This is a genomic window from Ekhidna sp. (assembly GCF_963691765.1).
Lineage (GTDB): Bacteria > Bacteroidota > Bacteroidia > Cytophagales > Cyclobacteriaceae > Ekhidna.
The window spans coordinates 3,863,559-3,882,142 of the sequence record NZ_OY829375.1; the positions used below are offsets into that span (position 1 = coordinate 3,863,559).

General features: G+C 36.9%; 17 protein-coding genes and 1 tRNA gene. 8 read left to right on the plus strand and 10 right to left on the minus strand.

The features are described 5' to 3' along the window. Nucleotides 1-60: 60 nt before the first annotated feature. Entirely contained in the window at nucleotides 61-2,517 is a 2,457-nt protein-coding gene (locus ACY650_RS17290; protein WP_462249373.1) for an MBG domain-containing protein, read from the plus strand. A 57-nt stretch (nucleotides 2,518-2,574) separates the two neighbouring features. On the opposite strand, the gene sseA is transcribed toward ACY650_RS17290, so the two are convergent. Both sseA and trxA read right to left on the minus strand, forming a co-directional pair. Beyond that, on the minus strand, nucleotides 2,575-3,408 hold the full coding sequence (sseA, locus tag ACY650_RS17295) for a 3-mercaptopyruvate sulfurtransferase (protein WP_462249375.1): 834 nt from the start codon (nucleotides 3,406-3,408) through the stop codon (nucleotides 2,575-2,577). A 9-nt stretch (nucleotides 3,409-3,417) separates the two neighbouring features. After that, the gene (trxA, locus tag ACY650_RS17300; RefSeq protein WP_462249377.1) at nucleotides 3,418-3,711 is read right to left on the minus strand and encodes a thioredoxin; all 294 of its coding nucleotides are present in this window, start codon (nucleotides 3,709-3,711) and stop codon (nucleotides 3,418-3,420) included. A 159-nt stretch (nucleotides 3,712-3,870) separates the two neighbouring features. Between trxA and ACY650_RS17305 the strand changes: the two genes are divergently transcribed. After that, on the plus strand, nucleotides 3,871-5,076 hold the full coding sequence (locus ACY650_RS17305) for an FG-GAP repeat domain-containing protein (RefSeq protein WP_462249379.1): 1,206 nt from the start codon (nucleotides 3,871-3,873) through the stop codon (nucleotides 5,074-5,076). Nucleotides 5,077-5,330: 254 nt separating this feature from the next. After that, a complete protein-coding gene (locus tag ACY650_RS17310) occupies nucleotides 5,331-7,409 on the plus strand; it encodes an ATP-binding protein (protein WP_462249381.1) in 2,079 nt (692 codons plus the stop codon). A 101-nt stretch (nucleotides 7,410-7,510) separates the two neighbouring features. Here the strand turns inward: ACY650_RS17310 and ACY650_RS17315 are convergent, their stop codons facing one another. The 5 genes from ACY650_RS17315 to ACY650_RS17335 form a co-directional block, all read right to left on the minus strand. Beyond that, nucleotides 7,511-8,026 (minus strand): hypothetical protein, encoded by a 516-nt coding sequence (locus ACY650_RS17315; protein ID WP_462249383.1) that lies wholly within the window; start codon nucleotides 8,024-8,026, stop codon nucleotides 7,511-7,513. 160 nt (nucleotides 8,027-8,186) lie between these two features. Then, nucleotides 8,187-9,797, minus strand: a complete 1,611-nt coding sequence (locus ACY650_RS17320; RefSeq protein ID WP_462249385.1) for an energy transducer TonB — start codon at nucleotides 9,795-9,797, stop codon at nucleotides 8,187-8,189. A 6-nt stretch (nucleotides 9,798-9,803) separates the two neighbouring features. Next, a complete protein-coding gene (locus ACY650_RS17325) occupies nucleotides 9,804-10,637 on the minus strand; it encodes a hypothetical protein (RefSeq protein ID WP_462249387.1) in 834 nt (277 codons plus the stop codon). A 77-nt stretch (nucleotides 10,638-10,714) separates the two neighbouring features. Continuing rightward, nucleotides 10,715-11,140 carry a hypothetical protein gene (locus ACY650_RS17330; protein ID WP_462249389.1) on the minus strand — a complete coding sequence of 142 codons (426 nt, stop codon included), beginning with the start codon at nucleotides 11,138-11,140 and terminating at the stop codon, nucleotides 10,715-10,717. A 70-nt stretch (nucleotides 11,141-11,210) separates the two neighbouring features. After that, nucleotides 11,211-11,284: transfer RNA gene (locus tag ACY650_RS17335), tRNA-Asp, on the minus strand. A gap of 131 nt (nucleotides 11,285-11,415) precedes the next feature. Between ACY650_RS17335 and ACY650_RS17340 the strand changes: the two genes are divergently transcribed. From ACY650_RS17340 to ACY650_RS17350, 3 genes are read left to right on the plus strand one after another with little or no spacing between them, the layout of a single operon-like run. After that, a complete protein-coding gene (locus ACY650_RS17340) occupies nucleotides 11,416-12,360 on the plus strand; it encodes an acetyl-CoA carboxylase carboxyltransferase subunit alpha (RefSeq protein WP_462249391.1) in 945 nt (314 codons plus the stop codon). 7 nt (nucleotides 12,361-12,367) lie between these two features. Continuing rightward, the gene (locus ACY650_RS17345; protein ID WP_462249393.1) at nucleotides 12,368-13,045 is read left to right on the plus strand and encodes a hypothetical protein; all 678 of its coding nucleotides are present in this window, start codon (nucleotides 12,368-12,370) and stop codon (nucleotides 13,043-13,045) included. Then, nucleotides 13,045-13,599 carry a 1-acyl-sn-glycerol-3-phosphate acyltransferase gene (locus ACY650_RS17350; RefSeq protein ID WP_462249395.1) on the plus strand — a complete coding sequence of 185 codons (555 nt, stop codon included), beginning with the start codon at nucleotides 13,045-13,047 and terminating at the stop codon, nucleotides 13,597-13,599. Before ACY650_RS17345 ends, ACY650_RS17350 begins: the two co-directional genes overlap by 1 nt. Nucleotides 13,600-13,650: 51 nt before the next feature. On the opposite strand, the gene ACY650_RS17355 is transcribed toward ACY650_RS17350, so the two are convergent. Next, entirely contained in the window at nucleotides 13,651-14,439 is a 789-nt protein-coding gene (locus ACY650_RS17355) for a zinc ribbon domain-containing protein (protein WP_462249397.1), read from the minus strand. A gap of 8 nt (nucleotides 14,440-14,447) precedes the next feature. Further along, nucleotides 14,448-15,542 carry a Nif3-like dinuclear metal center hexameric protein gene (locus ACY650_RS17360; protein ID WP_462249399.1) on the minus strand — a complete coding sequence of 365 codons (1,095 nt, stop codon included), beginning with the start codon at nucleotides 15,540-15,542 and terminating at the stop codon, nucleotides 14,448-14,450. A 144-nt stretch (nucleotides 15,543-15,686) separates the two neighbouring features. Here ACY650_RS17360 and ACY650_RS17365 point away from each other — a divergent pair, with 144 nt between their 5' ends. Together ACY650_RS17365 and ACY650_RS17370 are read left to right on the plus strand one after the other, a co-directional pair. Beyond that, a complete protein-coding gene (locus tag ACY650_RS17365; protein WP_462249401.1) occupies nucleotides 15,687-17,543 on the plus strand; it encodes a putative porin in 1,857 nt (618 codons plus the stop codon). Beyond that, the gene (locus tag ACY650_RS17370; protein ID WP_462249403.1) at nucleotides 17,543-18,142 is read left to right on the plus strand and encodes a MiaE family protein; all 600 of its coding nucleotides are present in this window, start codon (nucleotides 17,543-17,545) and stop codon (nucleotides 18,140-18,142) included. Before ACY650_RS17365 ends, ACY650_RS17370 begins: the two co-directional genes overlap by 1 nt. On the opposite strand, the gene ACY650_RS17375 is transcribed toward ACY650_RS17370, so the two are convergent. Beyond that, nucleotides 18,139-18,582 (minus strand): PH domain-containing protein, encoded by a 444-nt coding sequence (locus tag ACY650_RS17375; protein ID WP_462249405.1) that lies wholly within the window; start codon nucleotides 18,580-18,582, stop codon nucleotides 18,139-18,141. The genes ACY650_RS17370 and ACY650_RS17375 overlap by 4 nt on opposite strands. Nucleotides 18,583-18,584: the final 2 nt, after the last annotated feature.

Genomic DNA, 18,584 nt, shown 5'->3' on the forward strand with positions numbered 1-18,584 from the left:
TCGTTAAAGTGACAATATTTGAAACTGATGATGATGCAATTTGCTTTAAAAAATTGCATTATGAATAGATTATTGCTTGCCTTAGGAATGATATCTATGGCATTTTTGGCTAAAAGTCAGGAACTAATAGAACTTCAATTATTTAGAGGGAATGATACACCCAATGGTTCAGGAGAACTAACCGAGTTTGGTACAGATATAGATATAAGTGGAAATTTTGCTGTGATTGGAGCCCCGAATCCGGGAAATTTAGGTGCAGCTTATGTATTTGAATTCAATGGAACCCAATGGACTGAAGTTGCTAAGCTTACCGCATCTGATCAAGCCTCGGGAGATGAATTTGGAAGCTGCGTGTCAATTGATGGCGATGTGATCGTAGTAGGAGCAAGATTTAGACATGAAACACAAATGGACGCCGGTGCTGCCTACATCTTTGAAAAACCCATTGCCGGATGGGCCAACACTACTGAGACTGCTAAGTTTATTTCTCCAAATGAGATAGACAATGGGAATTTTGGTTTTAAGGTCGATTTAATCGGAGATGAACTTATGATCTCTGCGCCTGGTGAAACCATCAATCAGTTTGGAAGGATATACATGTATGGAAAGACTTCTGGGTCAAGTTGGACAACAGGAACCCTTTTAGCTGAGCTGACTACAACTGTTGGTTCATTCGATTATTTAGGTGTAAGTGCCGTTTTTGAGGGAGATTTCGTTGTATCCGGAGCTGGTACAGGTTCAGGCCCTGCTGGAACAGCGCACATCTTTGAAAAAGGAGCGTCTTGGACCAATAGCACGGATGATACACGTACTATTCTACAACAAAATAGATCTACTGGTGATCAATTTGGAACGACAATGGCGGTCTCTGATAAGTATATATTAGGAGTTTCAACGCAGTCTCCCGATAATGCTCCAACACCACCTGCGGCAGGTCCAACTCCCGGGAATCGTGTGCATGTTTTTATCAAACCTGGTGCAAATTGGTCGGATGGACCGGACAGCAAGGAAGATGACTATTCCATAAACATTCCTGTATATGCTAATTTCCCTATTTATACGAGTCAAATTGTTTCATCTAAAGCAGTTGATATGGCGATAATCGATGACCTTGTACTGATAGGGTCTGGAAGATCTATGGGTCCGGAATCAATTTCAGAGGGGAGCGTTTTTCTCTATGATCTTGGTAATTCATTAGCAGATACTGACTCAATATTGACTATTCATAGTTCGATAGATGACGCATTCTTTGGTAGTTCCATTAGTAACAATGCCGGGAATGTTCTTATTTCATCTCCTGGCGAAACAGAAGGGGGAGTGGTTAGATATTTTAAGCTACAGTACTCTGAATCTATTACACAAACTTTGTGCCCCGGTGATGCAATATCATTCGGTACTCAATCTATCACATCAGAAGGAATTTATAACGAAACATTTACTGCCTCAAATGGAATAGATTCTTTGGTTGCACTTACTGTTGTGAGCCCTTTATTGCCAGATGTAGTGAATGCCTCCTCAGTCTATGGAAGTATGACTTCATCTGGCCTTGAGTTGACTTTAAGCAATGTAGATGAAATTTCAACACATTTCAGAATAGACAACATCTCGGGAGGATCGCTATTTAAAAACGATGGTACTACTGTTATAAATGATGGTGAATATATTGACTTGATAGAAGGAGGAATGGGGTTGAAGTTTTTACCTGATGAAGCTCAAAATGGTAGTTTTGAAGTTGAGGCGAGCGTAGGAACAGATGGCAGTTGTTTGAGTTCGAGTGAAACTCCAATGATTACGGTTTCAAAAGCAGATATTACTGTTACACCTAATGATAAATCAATAACCTACGGGGATGCAATTCCAAACTTTGATGGTGTTTTAGCTGGTGTAGTGAATAACGACAACATAACGGCAGATTATCAGTCTGCTAGTGATGGAACAATCGCTGGAAACTTTGATATAATTGCCACACTTGTTGATCCCGATAATAGGCTTGTCAATTACAATGTCACAAATACGGACGGCACCTTGACAATAAATAAGGCGACTCTTATCATTGAGGCTTTGGATATTACAATTTCTGAAGAAGAAGAGATTCCAACTTTGGAAATGACATATGATGGATTTATTAGTGGAGAAGATGAGAGTGTTTTGAATACACCACCCACAATTTCTACGGATGCAGTAGAAGGAACTCCAGGTACTTATACAATCACACTTTCAGGAGGAAGCGATGACAACTATTCATTTTCATTGATAAATGGAACATTGAATATTGAAAATGTACTTGGTTTTTCAGGCCATCATCTTGAAATCTATCCAAATCCAACTCAGTCTTATATCCAGGTAGATGGAAGAGATATTGAAAAGATATCCATTTTTGATGCAGAAGGAAGAGAATTAAGTACATGGGACAATCAAAAAATTATTGATATAAGTGGCTTAAAATCAGGTGTTTATATAATCCAAATTCAAATGAGAAGTGGTAGCTCTGTCTCTCGACGATTGATAAAAAGATAACTAAGGCAGGCAAAACTATGGTGGTTTTTGCCAGGCAGCTCTTGACAGGAGCTGCCTTTATTTGTCTATAGGTAATGCTGAAGGTTGTCCCCATTCGCTCCAAGATCCATCATAAACTACTAAGTCTGAGTATCCGGCAATATGGGCTGCCAATAATATTATGCATGCAGTGAGCCCAGAGCCACAGCTAAAGATGAGCTTTTTGTTGTTGACGTTTAGGCTATTGAAAATTTTGGCTAGTTCAGCTTCACTTTTCATTCTGAATCCATCCTGAACCTCACCAAAAGGAAGATTTATTGAATTAGGGATATGACCGCCCCGCAGACCTGCACGAGGTTCAGGTGCCAGAGCGTGAAACCTATCCTTTGACCTCGCATCAAGTATTGCACTATCTGCTTCCTCAGTAGCATTTAGGACAAATGTTGAATCACAGAAACTATCCGATTGAAAAGTAGCCTGGAAATTGCCGGATCTGTGTTCAGAAGGCTTTTTAGTTTCGGTGGAATATCCCTTCGCAACCCACTCTGCTAGTCCTCCATCTAAGACAGCAACATTGGATAACCCCATTGACTTCAGCATCCACCAGGCTCTTGGTGAAGAATAAACACCATGACTATCGTAAATCACAACGATGCTATCATTATCAATGCCAATATTTCTTGCTTCATTTTCAAATTGACTTGCATCACACATCATATGTGGTAAGTCATTTGATTTATCAGAAAATGAATGATCTATGTCAAAATAGATAGCTCCTGGTATTTGCAAGTTTTGATGAGGTACTTCACCAGCGGATTTAGGCTTTGCTAACGTAGCATTAAGAATGATGATATCATCAGAGTTAATGTGTTGATTCAGCCATTCTGCGGAAACTAAATTTGATATTGACATGCCTGAAATTTAGGCACTTTGTATGGCCTGTTCCAACATATGCTTAGGAATTGCTCCAGATTGTCTCCAGATTTGTTTACCTGCCTTAAAAAGTATAAATGTAGGAACGCCTCTAACGTTATATTTTCGGGCTGCAGCCTGATTTTTGTCAATATCTACTTTAATGATTCTAGCCTTTCCACCGATTTCTGTTTTAAGTTCTTCGAGTACCGGTGCCATTGTCTGACACGGTCCACACCAGGTTGCATGAAAGTCAACCAAAACGGGTTGATCACCATTAATAAGTTCGTTGAATTTTGACATATGAATGTAACATTAGAATATGTACGAATAGTTCTATTGTTAAACAGAATACAAAGTCATAACCATTCAAATAAAAACCGTGATTTCTATAGAGTTGGATATTATATTTAACGAATTAAATTATTTACCATATAAATCACACCACCATATACAATTAATATGAAAAAGTTTAATATTCTATTAGCGCTATTGCTATTATCAACTCTCAGTATGCTTGTTGCTTGCTCTAAAGAAGATGATGTGAAGATGGAAGAAGAAATGTTATTTTCTGAGAGAATCGTTGAAGTGACAAGCCCTTTTGAAGGAATGATTGATAGTGATATCGTCTATTTTGATGCAGATGGGGATAATGATGAAGATGTCATTGTAATAGGTAGTTCAAAATCTTCGAGATATATAAGTAAACTTTTTATTAGAAATCAAGAAGGGTTATTAAATGATGTTAGTACTCCGTTTCTGGGAGTTAAAGATGGGTCTATTTCAGTCTCAGACATAGATAGCGATGGTGATAAAGATGTATTGATTACTGGAGATTCTGCTTTTGGTTTATCGACCAGACTATATAGGAATAATGGTAATGCTCAATTTCAAATGATTGATACTCCTTTTAACGGAGTTTGGTTAAGTTCTTCAGATTTTGATGATGTTGATGACGATGGTGACTCAGATTTGATACTTGTTGGATCAACGAATAGTGGTAATATAGCCAAACTGTATCTTAATGATGGTGAAGGGAATTTTACCCTTAAAGGAGACACGCCATTTCAAGGTATTTCCGGTAAAGTAGCTTTTTCTGATGTTAATGGTGATCAAGATCCGGATGTTATTTTTAACGGCAGAGACAATAACGGTATACTTATCGTACATCTATATTTAAACGATGGCAATGGAAATTTTGTATGGATTGAAAAGAATCCATTTCGAGCACTTAGATCCGGTTGGATGGATTTTTCTGATGTAAATGGCGATGATCTACCAGATGTTTTGTTATCAGGAACAGGTGGAGTGTCATTCAATACATTATTATATATAAATAATGGCGGAGGAAGTTTTAGTCAAAGCACAGACGCCTTGCCATTTGCTCAAGTTCAAGGAGAAGCTGAATTTGCAGATATTAATAGAGATGGTATTGACGATGTTATTGAAGTTGGTTTGACGTTTGATCAAGTGCAAAATAAGTCTAGCCTTGAAGCCAGTCTTTATTTAGGTAATGGTGATGGCACATTCGAACTAGTTGAAGAAACTCCCTTTGAAGGTATGTACTTAGGATCTGTCGGAATATCTAGTGATGGGAAGGAGATAATTTTATTTGGCACAAATGGTAATCAGTCTGAGTATTTATCAAAAATGTATCGAATCGAATAATTTAACGTTCCCCAGATTTTACAAAAGAGATCATTGATATTCAATGATCCTTTTTTATTTCTTTATATCAATATTGAAAATATTTCCTTAGTACTAAGATCTATTGGTAGTTAGTAACTGATTCTATTCATATTCATTAAAAATTAAAGGTTTTTAAGTATCTTCTAGTTTCAATAAACCGCCAATTGAAACAAATTAAGGAGATACGGTCACTTAAGAGGATTTTCTTGTCTCTTATAATTAGCCTTTCTATCATGGCTGCATCTGCCTTAATCTACATTTTTGTGGATGCAAAGAGAGATCAACTTAACGATCTCAAGTATACTGCAAAGGTTATTAAGAGCTATTACGAATTAAGCTTTCACCAATGGGACTTGAGTCTCATTAGTGTTGGGAACCGTCTTTATGAAATAGAAAATGATAGTCTGAGGCTTGCGTTTGCTAATGATGCATTGAAAGTCTACGAAAAAGAATTGCTTGCATTTGGTTTTGCCGATACATCAGGTCAAGTAATAACATTTACAGGTAGGCTGGTTAATGACACATTACCAAACTTATCCCAATCTGAACGAACAAAAAGATCGTTCGAACTTACCATCAAGAACAACAAGTTGACCTTAGGAGAGAGCTACTATTTTGAGAATGTTTCTGATTGGATTTTGCCTATTCGAGTACCTATTCATAACAGTCAAGGAGACATTGTAGCGGTCAATACATCTGCCGTTGACTACAGTACAATGATTTCTGAGTTGGAAAAATTTGGATTTAGTGATGAGTACGATATTCATTTGGTTAATAATGAATTTAATACTACACAACTGTACTTCCCACTTGATAAATCTCTTTATGCAAGTGTTTTAGGTTCTGATTCATTGACGTATTTAGATATTGACACGTTATCAAAGACCCAAGATATTTACTTGCTAACAGGAGCTGATCCAATAACAGGAGACGATGATTTCATTGCATGTATAAATATTGCAACTGTTGACCATAGACTAATGGTTTCGATTGATCAATCCATTTTATTGTTTCTCGTGGTAGACAGATTTAAGTATGTACTTGTAATTTATATACTCCTTGTAGTTGCTTCAATTCTTCTTTATCAATATGTAAAAAGAAATCAAAAACGATCCATTCTCACACTAAGAACAGAGCGTGCAAATCTTAAATCGATTATTGAAAGTACATCAAATATTATTGGACTTTTCAACGATCAAAAAATCCTTATAGAGTTTAATAAGGCCTTCAGTATTTCTACTAAAATGACAGATGATATTGATCTCTATCGCGGAATTGATATTCTAAATGCAATGAAGCATCCTGAACAGTCAAAAATATTTACTGGGTTTATAGAGAGAGCACTAGCAGGAGAAAAATTTCGAGAAGAAATCGTGTATCCAGGGCCAAAAGGTGAGATAGTGTTTAGGTTCACATACAATCCAGTATACGATGAAGATAAAGTGGTTGGACTCTCATTATTTGCTGAAGACATCACTGAAATCCGTAGTTATCAGGCTCAATTGGAAACTTACAGTAAAGATCTGGAAAAGAAAGTTCAAGAACGAACGCAGGAACTTGAGTCAAAAAATATACAATTAGAATTAGGCTATAAGAAGCTTCAAACTACACAACAACAGTTGATAAGAGCTGAAAAAATGGCTTCATTAGGAATATTGTCAGCTGGTATCGGTCATGAAATAAACAATCCACTCAACTTTATCAAACACGGAGCCATTTCCCTAAGAGATGCGCTAAAAAAGCAAAATGAAGGTGTTAGCTATGATGAATATTTCTATGCTATTGAAGAAGGTGTAAGAAGGGCTTCTAAGATTGTATCTGGTCTTTCACACTTCAGCAGAACGGGTGAGGCTATGGATGAATCTTGCGAAATCAATCAAATACTTGAAAATAGCCTTACATTATTGGCAAGCAGATTTAAGTCTAAAAATATTGAGATTATTAAATCATACGAAGCAAAACATACCCATGTACAGGGCAATGAAGGCAAGCTTCATCAGGTGTTTACTAATATCATCAATAATGCTGAGCAGGCAATAGAAGAGAAAGGGCAAATTAAAATAGCTACTAAAGATGATGGTGATAATATCATTATTGAAATAGCTGACTCTGGATCGGGGATGAATAAGACAACTTTATCCAAAATTACAGATCCATTTTTTACTACTAAAGACCCTGGAGAAGGCACGGGATTAGGATTATTCATTTGCCAAATGATTTTAGATGAACATCAGGCGGAAATGGAAATAACTTCAAAAAAAAATGTTGGAACTACCTTTACTTTGTCTTTTCATGTAGGCGATAAAAGTTAAGAATAACCCTTCTCATGTCATTGTTTTAACAAACAATTGCCGTATTAATATCATTTATTAAACTCTATAAGATTTTAAATCCTAAAATTGGAATTTTTGGGTTAGTCCAACTTTAGATGATGAATATGCTCATCAATAATATCTATTCGATAGGTTATGCTATTTAGATACTTGACCAACTCTTTTTCAAACTTCTTTATTTCCTTTTCATATTGCTTGACTGTTTGCTGGTCAAATGAATCATCAATTTCCTTGAGCATTGTGCACTCATTCAGAATGAACACTTTAAAATTTTCTGTAGAATATTCTGTCTCTAGCTTTTCAATATCTTCCAATGTTGCCGCAGCCTCGGCATCTTGAGAGCCTGCATATTTTTCTTGAACTGTAAAATAGAGCGTAGTATCCCAATGATGAATCTCATCTAATAATTCAATTGTTTCAAGGCGGTATTTTTCAGAAGAACAAAAATTTTGAATACCATAATAATCCTTTAGTCCAATCGCTGTTTCATCCCATTGAACTGTAAGTGCATCAATTACATTTACGATGTTTGTGTTTTCTTGAGCATTGATCTGAATGCTGCAGATTATGGTGATGAAGAACACAATTTTTTTCATAGTAAGGCGGAAATAGTTAATAATACGGATGAAGATAACTAATAAAGTTATGCCTCAAAGGTCTCTTTATTAACAGTTCAAGACATCTAGGACCTTATTTTAAATTGTTTAAGCTGAGAAATTGCGATTTTAACAGTTGATCTTTATTGCTAATTCAAGTCTAAAATCTTCCAGGTGGAGCAGGAGGGGTTGGTAGATTCATCGGTTGCATCATCATTTGTTGATGAAACATCATTTGATGATGCCACATCCAATCATAGCCGTTTGCAGGTTGACGATAAAATTTTAAGATGCTAAACTGTAAAGGGATCAAAAACTCTGCACTTACTTTTTGACCGTTTACTTTATAAGGCTTGAACTTTACAGCATAGGAACCTGTCAAATACCTGCGAGCCCAATTTCGAATCTTACTGTCTAGGCTTAAGTGCAATTGATTTATGATTTCATAATCACTCACAACTCCTTTTTCATTAATTGATACAGAAATAAAATACGTACCTTGTACATGATCATTGGCTACCGAGTAAAAATCTTTTTCCGCAAAGTAGCTGTCAAGAAGCTTTTGTAATTTCTGGATCTTGAAATTGTAAAGTGGGTCAGTGATTTGATGAATCCTTTGACCGTCAGCATCTCGATATGATCGTTTTAGCTTATTTCCTTCAAATTCATTCGTGAATTGACCTTGTTTCCATGAAACATCTTCCGTCCAAGTGCCATCACTAGTCAAAGACTCACCTTGGCTATTGTAAACAGCTTCATACGTAAGGTAATTTTGTGTTCTATAGGTGTATTTTAAGCTTCTGTACTTGTTTACATAGTGTGGCTTTCCATTTGAGTACAAGACCATCTTTTCCTTAACCTCATTTTTCTTATAGTTTATCACATTAAGTGTTTGACCCTCTGCGTCTAGACGTTCAAAAGCCCCATGCATTTTATTTGGAAAGAGTGCATGATATTTTGCCCTGTAGATAGGTATATCACCCTTGAAATAATTAATAGTCCAGATGCTATCATTTTCCAGCGATTTTATGATCGCTTTATAGTTACTATTTTCTTTCTCAGTTTCATTCCAATAACGGTCATAGTAAATGGTTTCATTGTTTTGAAACTTATGAAAGTATTCAGCGGATTTAATCAATGTATAAGCATCAGCAAAAGAAATTGATTGATCCATTATCTTGATTTTCAAATATGGAATATGGTCAAAGTAATCAAGCGCTTTCTCTCTAAAACGTCTTTTGTTTCTTGGAAAACTCTCCCAGGTTGTACTGTTTTCATCTCTTACTTGATAGGTTTCAATGACTGATGATGACATACCTGAAGAGAAGAAGTAATGCTTGGCGTAAACCTTGCCATCAAACGATGTAAGATGCTGCATGAATTGGGGTTGTTTTTGAGTTATTGAGCCAGTAGACTTTTCAACTGAAAAATTGGTAGCAACAAAAAATGAATCTAGTCCGATTGTTAAAGCAATTGTTTCTTCTGGCTTTATTTTAACCTTATCATCAGTACTCAACTTTTTATACCAGATTTTCTTATTCTCATACTTTATCAGTCCTTTCGCAACCGTTCCATCTTCATAATAAATTTTGCCTTTCTCAAAGCTGTCAGAAAAGTGGGATAGCACAAGTTTTTCATCAGGATTGTATGCAATAGGATCTACGTAATCATGAATAGGTGTCTTATCCAAGTCATGATAATACCCAACATGAATCTGTGCGATGACTAATTGGCCAATAAGCAAAAGCAAACAAGCAATAAAAGCTCTCATAACAGTTTAGTTAAGATCAATGGTCTCCTCTGACCAATCTATTTCCTCAAGAATAATATTAACTGAACTTCCTGCTTGTTCAGATGACCAAATGGCAGATAGGTCTATTTCAAAGCTATAACTGTGATGCTTCTTTAATTCTCTAACAATGGGGATTATGTAAGATTTTACTAAAGTTTGATTACTCTCATAAAACTTTACTTGGACTGACTCTAAATCTATTGGATCGGAGTACTCAAAATCAGTATTTAAATCAGATAAGTAAGCAGAATTATCAATGTAGCCATCCAAATTGTCTGTTTCCCACACACCAGAATCTAGGCATATGAAATTGTCATAACGATAAGAGGTAGAGTAGTTTAAAATGTAAGAAACATATTCAACGGTAGGTTCACTAAACCCTGACGTTTCAATGAACTTGAATCTCATTTGTTTATTGTTGACATATGCATCCAACACGGTGTCTGAATTGATAGTAAAGCTTGCGGAGCTGTCATATCTGATATTATTAGATCCAGCAACTGATAAACTGTAATAATATTTTCCAGCTTCTATATTGGGCAATACGATGGGTTTTAATTGTCCATCGTAGATCATACCACCTTCTGAATCCACCTCACTACAATTTTCATCAAGAAGTGTGAAAAATTGATCTGTGAAAACAATCGAATCTCCAGAGGAAGTAGTTCTGCCAGAATTTAAATTCAACACAGAAGTAAGCGGATTCAGTGTGATTTGAAAAGCTTCGGGGTTTGAATCTATTACCGGTTCACTATCCTTGCAAGAACTGCTTAAAGCAAAAAATAGTAACAGTGAGAGTGTCTTAATGGTGAGTTTCATAGACGGTAAATTTACCGTTATTTCATTTTTTAAACCCAATAGAGGTTGACTTTCTCGACTTGTGAACCGATTATTAATTAATGTGTTTGGTAATAAAAAAATGATTGAAACACTACACCTTTTCTGGTCCCTTCTATATGAAGCCTCTTCGTTGAAATGTTTTTCTCATTTATATATATGAGTTGATGTTTTATCATTTTTTTATACAATGGTGTTTTTTCAAAATCAATAGGAAGACCGTTACCACGGACTAGATCAAGATTTATGAAAATTTCATACTGCTCATTAGTAATCGAGTCTCTAAAAGCTTTAACCTCTGAAGTAAATTGACTGAAGGGATTGTTGCTAATATTACTAAGCTTGACGTCAATGCCGTCTTTCCCAACTTTAAGAGATTCGCCTCTTTTTTGAAATGGTCTTGAAACAATAGCTAAGGTTGCTAGAAGTACGATAATGAATAAAATAGAAACAATATGCTTCAACTTGTAATTTTTGGCTTCCATGAAATTGAATTGATTACGACTGTCAGAAATAAAAAAACCCACCTTAAAAAGGTGGGTTTTGAGCTTTTAGCGGTCCGGACGGGACTCGAACCCGCGACCTCCTGCGTGACAGGCAGGCATTCTAACCAACTGAACTACCGGACCGTGCTACAAAAGCGAATGCAAAAGTAAACGCTTCTATTTTTCTATACAATAGCTGAATGCTTATTTTCTTAAGAATATTTTAAAATCGTTTAATCCTTTCACAGTAAGTTTGTCCCTGCAAATTCAATCCTATGTTATTAGACTTTGAAAAACCAATTGCCGAACTAGAATCTAAGCTCACTGATATGAAGGAGCTGGCAAAAACCAGCGACGTTGATGTGTCGGCAACAGTGGAACAATTGGAAAAGAAAATATTGAAACTAAAGAAAGATACTTTTAGTAACCTGACCAGGTGGCAACGGGTTCAACTTTCTAGACATCCAGAAAGACCATACACGCTCGATTATATCTACGAGATCACAGATGAGTTTATCGAACTGCATGGTGACCGTACGGTAAAAGATGACAAAGCGATGGTTGGTGGCTTTGGTACAGTAGGAGGTGAGACCATCATGTTTATCGGTCAGCAAAAAGGTAGATCTACGAAGCAGCGCCAAATGAGGAACTTTGGTATGGCTAATCCAGAAGGCTATAGAAAAGCACTTCGTTTGATGAAAATGGCTGAGAAGTTCAATAAGCCAATAGTAACGCTAATTGATACTCCTGGAGCATTTCCTGGGCTTGAGGCTGAGGAAAGAGGTCAAGGTGAAGCTATCGCGAGAAACCTCAAGGAGATGACAATGCTAAAAGTACCAGTAATCTGTATCATTATCGGAGAGGGAGCTTCTGGTGGGGCTTTAGGCATTGCCGTTGGAGATAAGATAATGATGATGGAGAATACATGGTATTCTGTTATTTCTCCGGAATCTTGTTCTTCCATTTTATGGCGAAGCTGGGACTATAAAGAGCAAGCAGCTGAAGCATTGAAGCTCACGGCTGACGACATGCTTAAGAACAAATTGATCGACGGAATCATCAAAGAACCACTTGGTGGTGCACATACTGATTTGAACAAAAGTTCTGCAGAATTGAAAAAAGTAATCTTGAAGGAGTTGAAGGCACTTTCTGCTATGAAGCCTCAAGATCGAATCAATGAGCGTATCGAGAAATTCTCTGCGATGGGCTCATATAAATAATACTAACATGAGCAAGGGAAGCATTAATTGGACAGATCACATACTCAATTTTGTGTCTGTGATCGTCGGTGTTTCTCTTGCCTTTATTATTTCTAGTCAGTCTGAACAAGCTAAGCAGGAAAACGAGTTCAATCGTAATGTGTCTGCGATCTTGGAGGAACTCGAATCTGATATTTATACCTACGAATCCTATCAAATCCCTGACAACAAAGAAAAGCTTGCAAATATGCAGCAAGCAATAGAGATGCTTACCAGTCAATCTGGCAGCGATAGCATCAATGCTAAGCTGATGTCTTTTTTTAGTGTGAACAATTACTCACCTAACAACATTACTATTAATAGTCTTATTACATCTGGTAAGTTGGATTTACTTGGTGATTATGATTTGAAGACCAACATCCTTTTTTACCAAAATTTCGCAAGAGAGTTGGAATATCAGGGACAATTTCAAATAGAGTTTCTCATGGACCGTATCACACCTTGGTTTGTTGAGAATGCGCAGTACTTTGTCGGAGATAAGAATTATATTGATGATTATAAGGGAGATGATTCTGAAGCAATTTTGATATTCTCCCTCTACATTTCTTTTGTAGAAAACAAAGTCTCTAAATACGAATCGGCTCTAAAGGAAGCAAAAGCGTTAAGAGATTTGATAACGAAGTATCAACTAGACGAAGGATTGTAATGATAGGAAAGATTCTTGCCGCTGCTTTTAAAACAGCAGGATGGAAGGTGGATGGTGTTAAACCGGATCTAAAAAAATATGTGATTATTGTTGCCCCTCACACTAGTAATTGGGATTTTTTTGTTGGTTGGACTGCTCGAAACCTAATTGGTTTTCGTCCAAATTTCCTAGCTAAAAAAGAGCTATTCAAAATTCCTCTCATCGGTTGGTTTTTATCTTCAATAGGTGGGGTAGCAGTGGATAGGCAAAATAAAAAGAAGAGCACTCAGCTTGTTCAACAGGTAGTGGATCTTTATGCGGAACGTGAAGAATTCATAATGACTATTACCCCCGAGGGTACGCGTAGTTATGCGCCTAAATGGAAAACAGGGTTTTATAGAATCGCAGTTGATGCAAATGTCCCGATTGTTAAGATAGCTTTTGATTATGGTACGAAAACTGTATTCATAGACAAGCCATTTTACCCTTCTGGTGATTTGGATAAAGAGCTGGAAGAGATCATTGACTATTTCCGTCAGTTTAAAGGAAAAAACCCTGAGGATGGAGTCAGATAACAAAAAAGGCTACCAATTTGGTAGCCTTTTTTGCTTGTATCTATTCTTAGCTTACTTCTTTGCAGTTGTAGCTTTCTTACGTGTAGTTCTTCTTTTTGGCTTCACTTCCTCCTCGATTACATCTTCTACATCCGACAAGATTCTTCCACAGTGTTCACACACGATGATTTTCTTTTTCTCTCTGATTTCAGCTTGCTTCTGAGGAGGTACAACATTAAAACAGCCACCGCAAGCACCTCTCTTAACAGGTACTACAGCTAAACCATTTCTCATGTTTGTTCTTACTTTATTGTAAGACATTAAAAGACGCTCTTCTACATTTTTAGATGCTTTGGCGCGATCCTTCTCCATCTTCTGCTCATCAGCTTCAGATTCTTTTACGATGTTTTCTAGCTCTTCTTTCTTGCTTTTAAGATCTTTCTCTCTCTCAGAAAGGATGGACTTAGTTTCCTCCATTTCTTCTTTCTTCGCATCGATCTTATCGTGAGATTCTTTGATTCGCTTCTCAAGAATTTGGATTTCAAGCTGCTGCAATTCCATCTCTTTGGTGATTGCATCGTACTCACGGTTGTTTCGTACGTTCATTTGCTGCTCTTCATACTTCTTGATGAGCTTTTCAGCATCCTTGATGGCAGTTTTGTTAGCAGTGATCGCCTCTTCTAATTCCTTCTGCTCCTCGTTTTGCTTTTCAATTCGAGTTTGATAACCTGCTATCTCGTCTTCCAGATCCTGAACCTCTTCAGGGAGTGCACCCCTGATCTTTTTTATCTCGTCAATTTTTGAGTCTAGTGCTTGTAGTTTTTCTAAAGCTTCCAGCTTTTTAGCTACTGTATTTTCCATTCAGTTTACTATCGATATTTGATTGGATTCGTGTCTACCTTCGACAAACGGAACGCAAACTTAGTGAAATTTTTAGTTAATGCATCTAGGATTAATTCTTTAGTGAAGACTTCACTTTCATAGTGGCCAATATCTGCAATAATTATATCCCCGTTTGCTTCAAAAAAGTCATGATACTTAAAGTCTCCAGTAATGAAAATGTCCGCTTTTTGAGCGATGGCCTTATTTAAAAGAAAGCTGCCAGATCCACCGCATAATGCAACAGTCTCAATTTTATCTTTGACCAAATCTGTATGTCTTATAACTTGAAGATGCATCTGCTCTTTTAGATGTGTCAGAAATTCGGTTGTTTCCATCGGATTACTAAGCCTTCCAATCATCCCTGATCCAATTTCCTGGCTTTTATTTGAAAGTGGGTGTATATAGTGTGCTATTTCCTCATATGGATGAGCTTGATTCATGGCATTTATCACACTCCCTAAATTATGATTCGAAACAAGTACTTCTATTCTTACTTCTTCCACTTTTTCTTCACTACCTGGAGTTCCTATTGTGGGATTGCTTGATTCGTTACCCCTAAAGGTGCCAACGCCCTCAGATTGAAAGCTGCAATGGTCGTAATTTCCAATATTACCTGCACCAGCATGAAACAATGCATCTAGTACTTGCTTCTTGCTTTCTAATGGTACAAATACAACCAGCTTAGAGAGCGTATTTGACTTAGGACTCAAAATGGTGGTGTCAGTCAATCCGATTTTTTCTGAGATCTTATGATTGACACCGGTGATTACATTATCCAAGTTGGTATGTATTGCATAGATGGCTATGTCATGCTTGATGGCTTTTCTAATGCATCTATCAATCCAGTGGTTGTTACCGATACGTTTTACTCCTTTGAAAATGAATGGATGGTGAGCAATGACAAAATCTGAATTGGTATCAATTGCTTCATCAATGACAGCTTCAGTAATATCTAATGTGATCAAAGCTTGATTGATCTCGTCTTTCTTTTCTCCTAGCAACAAGCCAGAGTTATCATAAGACTCTTGCAGGCTCGATGGAGCCCATTGTTCTAGGTAATTGGTAATGTCTTTGATTTGCATAAATCTGTATCAGATTACGTTGTAATTACAATAATATACGATCTCGAATCGAGTTTAATGTCAGATCCGTAATTATTCGGAATGCTTTTTGTAAATGAACCGCCAATGCATCCATTCCATAAAAAGCAATTATTAAATTTGCGCGTGCGGATAATTTTATATCTTATAACGGTTGGTCTAACACTGGTGCTAAAGGCGCAAATAGTAGATGATTCTACGCAACAAGTTTATGGCCCAAAGACAACTGTATTTACCACAGAAACGAATCTGTTAAATAACATTGAGCAGTATCATAGTCTGGATACCTCAATTTATCTTTTTGAAAGACAGTCATTTTACAATAGATCTGGGAGACGCTTTCAAGATCTGGGAAGTTTTGGAACAGCAGTGTTTCCAATTTTTCATACTCCTCAACAACAAATTGGAGCTACTTCTGGTGTAAATGCCTACGATCCTTATGCATTTAAACCTGAGGATATCAAGTTCTATGATACTAAATCTCCATTTATTGACTTATTTGTTTTCCTGGGCGGGGGCAATAGAAATATTGTCAATCTAGGCTTCTCAAGAAACGTTAACGAAAACTGGAACCTTGGTTTTGACTTGAGCAAAATCACTACAAATAAACAACTGGCTCCTACAAGTCGGACCGATAGGCAGGTAGTTGGGTCATCGTTTTCAGGCTATACGCATTATAAGCATGGTAAAGTTCCTTATCAAATAGCGGCTAGCTATACAAGTATGAGTCATAAAGTGGTAGAAATTGGCGGTGCAAGACCTACCTCAGATTCGCTAAGAACAGATTTCTTTTTGTTTGACAATGTCCTTGTTCGTTTAGATGATGCGCAGGGTATTATTAAAGAAAGCAGATGGCATCTCTATCAGGACTATCAAATTGCTAAGCAGTTTCAGCTCTATCATGTATTTGATTATCGGAATAGATCAAATGTATATAAAGACTTTTCTGGTTCTTCTGCCACAGGAGGATATGATCCTTATCTTGATTTCTATGATGAATTCCTGATTGATCCAGATTCGACTCAAGAAAGGAATGAAATAACAACGCTATCCAATGAGGTAGGGATAAAGGGGAATTTATCTTCAGTGTTTTATCGGTTCTATGGTAGACTAAGATCAGTGGATTGGAGCTATCTACTCTTTGACCCGGGTAAACTCGAATTAGAGAAATATGTCGGCGGGTATGTGAGATTCAATTGGAGAGAAAAGTTTGCTGTAACAGCAGATGCAGAATATTTGGTAGGAGGAGAGTACCGTTTGGGTGGCAACATTGCTAGTGACTTGGTTAACCTTTCATATACTACTTCTAAAGCAAAGGTTCCATTGATTTATTCTGACTACTTCGGCAATCATCATGAGTGGCATAACAGCTTCAGTTCTATTTTCAGCAATCAGCTCGAAGGTCAGTTGAATTTTAAGGTAAAGTCTTTCGAGCTACGACCAAAAGTGAATTTGACTTCATATAACAACTATATCTATTTAGATAGAAATATCAATCCAGTACAGATTACCGACCCAATCTTGATTACTTCTTTTGGAGGTGACTTTAATTTTAGATTGTTCAATGATAAGATGGAAAGCTGGAATCTTGAAAATGAAGTTCTTGCGACTAATGTAACTGGAGAAGACGCCTCTAATATTAGAATTCCTGATCTTTATTACAACGGTCGCCTTTTTTGGAGAGGAAATTGGTTTAAAGATTTAGTTCCTGTCGAATTTGGAATTGATGCACACGCTCGAACAGCCTACTTTGCGAATGCCTATGCTCCAGAGATACAACAATTTTATGTTCAAGATGATCAAGAGATCTTTGGATATGTAGCCGCAGATCTTTTTGTAAATATGAAAATCGATAAGTTTTTCTTTGCTGTAAAATGGACTCACTTCAATGAGCCTCAGGATGACGGTTACTTCGTAACTCCAAACTATCCTGGCCAAAGAAAAGTTATTGATCTCACAGTTAGATGGATGTTTTTTGATTGATGGAACCTAATAAGACTACCCTTGGACTTGAGCTACCAACAGATCCGCGTTGGGCGAATATAGCTGAGAAGAACATTGAAGATATTCTAGTAGATCATGCATACTGCGAGCAAAAAGCAGCTTCATCTTGCATATCGCTTATCATTATGTTTCCAGAGCGAGCAAAGCTTGTGGACGTTCTAACACCAGTGGTTGCAGAAGAATGGGCACACTTCGAGTTAGTAATCGAGCATCTTAAGAAGAGAGGTTTTGCGCTAGGCAAACCAAGGAAAGATGAATATGTATCGCGATTAAATGGGATAATGAAGAAAGGAGGGACACGAGATGAACAGCTTGTGGAAAGACTTCTTTTAAATGCGCTTATCGAAGCGAGAAGTTGTGAGCGTTTTAAGTTACTATGGAAGAATATTGAGGATGAAGAGCTTCAGCGGTTCTATTACGATTTGATGGTGTCAGAGGCTGGCCATTATCATAACTTTATCGATCTGGCAAAAGAGTATTTACCCAAAGAGCAAGTAGAAGATCGGTGGAAGTTCTTTTTAGCCGAAGAAGCCAAGATCATGCAAGATCTAACCCTTAGAGCCGACCGCATGCATTAAGAGAATTGCTCAATTTCAATTGATGGGTTTTTAGATAACAGCTCTTCTATAAATCCTTTTTCGTCTTGTGGCGATACGGGGAAATCATCAAATTTTGTATATCTGAGTAGTAGTGGACGATTCGATAGGATAGGTTTTATTAATGAATCTATCTCCCATATCGATTTAGCTTTTTTCAAACGACTGATTTTGCTGATTTCGATCTGACCTTTTATTGGTCCTGTAACCCATAAGATTTTATCTTCTTGGATTTGATAGTAGGTGTTAAAGTAAATGCTAGCAATGAACACTGTAAAACCACCTACAAGAAGAGATATGAAGATAAATAGTCCATCGAATTCTCCCATCAATATTGGAATGCATGAACCCCAAACTGAAAGAACGGATATAATCAACATCCATTTATTGAACTTACTAACTGCGGAATAATACCTCTTCATTG

What these genes read in the sequence shown, in the direction of transcription:
- ACY650_RS17325 (WP_462249387.1), bottom strand. Translation starts at nt 10,637, where the DNA reads ATGAAACTCACCATTAAGACACTCTCACTGTTACTATTTTTTGCTTTA.
- ACY650_RS17375 (WP_462249405.1), bottom strand. Translation starts at nt 18,582, where the DNA reads ATGAAGAGGTATTATTCCGCAGTTAGTAAGTTCAATAAATGGATGTTG.
- ACY650_RS17370 (WP_462249403.1), top strand. Translation starts at nt 17,543, where the DNA reads ATGGAACCTAATAAGACTACCCTTGGACTTGAGCTACCAACAGATCCG.
- ACY650_RS17310 (WP_462249381.1), top strand. Translation starts at nt 5,331, where the DNA reads ATGGCTGCATCTGCCTTAATCTACATTTTTGTGGATGCAAAGAGAGAT.
- ACY650_RS17360 (WP_462249399.1), bottom strand. Translation starts at nt 15,542, where the DNA reads ATGCAAATCAAAGACATTACCAATTACCTAGAACAATGGGCTCCATCG.
- sseA (WP_462249375.1), bottom strand. Translation starts at nt 3,408, where the DNA reads ATGTCAATATCAAATTTAGTTTCCGCAGAATGGCTGAATCAACACATT.
- ACY650_RS17290 (WP_462249373.1), top strand. Translation starts at nt 61, where the DNA reads ATGAATAGATTATTGCTTGCCTTAGGAATGATATCTATGGCATTTTTG.
- ACY650_RS17305 (WP_462249379.1), top strand. Translation starts at nt 3,871, where the DNA reads ATGAAAAAGTTTAATATTCTATTAGCGCTATTGCTATTATCAACTCTC.
- ACY650_RS17315 (WP_462249383.1), bottom strand. Translation starts at nt 8,026, where the DNA reads ATGAAAAAAATTGTGTTCTTCATCACCATAATCTGCAGCATTCAGATC.
- ACY650_RS17350 (WP_462249395.1), top strand. Translation starts at nt 13,045, where the DNA reads ATGATAGGAAAGATTCTTGCCGCTGCTTTTAAAACAGCAGGATGGAAG.
- ACY650_RS17320 (WP_462249385.1), bottom strand. Translation starts at nt 9,797, where the DNA reads ATGAGAGCTTTTATTGCTTGTTTGCTTTTGCTTATTGGCCAATTAGTC.
- ACY650_RS17340 (WP_462249391.1), top strand. Translation starts at nt 11,416, where the DNA reads ATGTTATTAGACTTTGAAAAACCAATTGCCGAACTAGAATCTAAGCTC.
- ACY650_RS17345 (WP_462249393.1), top strand. Translation starts at nt 12,368, where the DNA reads ATGAGCAAGGGAAGCATTAATTGGACAGATCACATACTCAATTTTGTG.
- ACY650_RS17355 (WP_462249397.1), bottom strand. Translation starts at nt 14,439, where the DNA reads ATGGAAAATACAGTAGCTAAAAAGCTGGAAGCTTTAGAAAAACTACAA.
- ACY650_RS17330 (WP_462249389.1), bottom strand. Translation starts at nt 11,140, where the DNA reads ATGGAAGCCAAAAATTACAAGTTGAAGCATATTGTTTCTATTTTATTC.
- trxA (WP_462249377.1), bottom strand. Translation starts at nt 3,711, where the DNA reads ATGTCAAAATTCAACGAACTTATTAATGGTGATCAACCCGTTTTGGTT.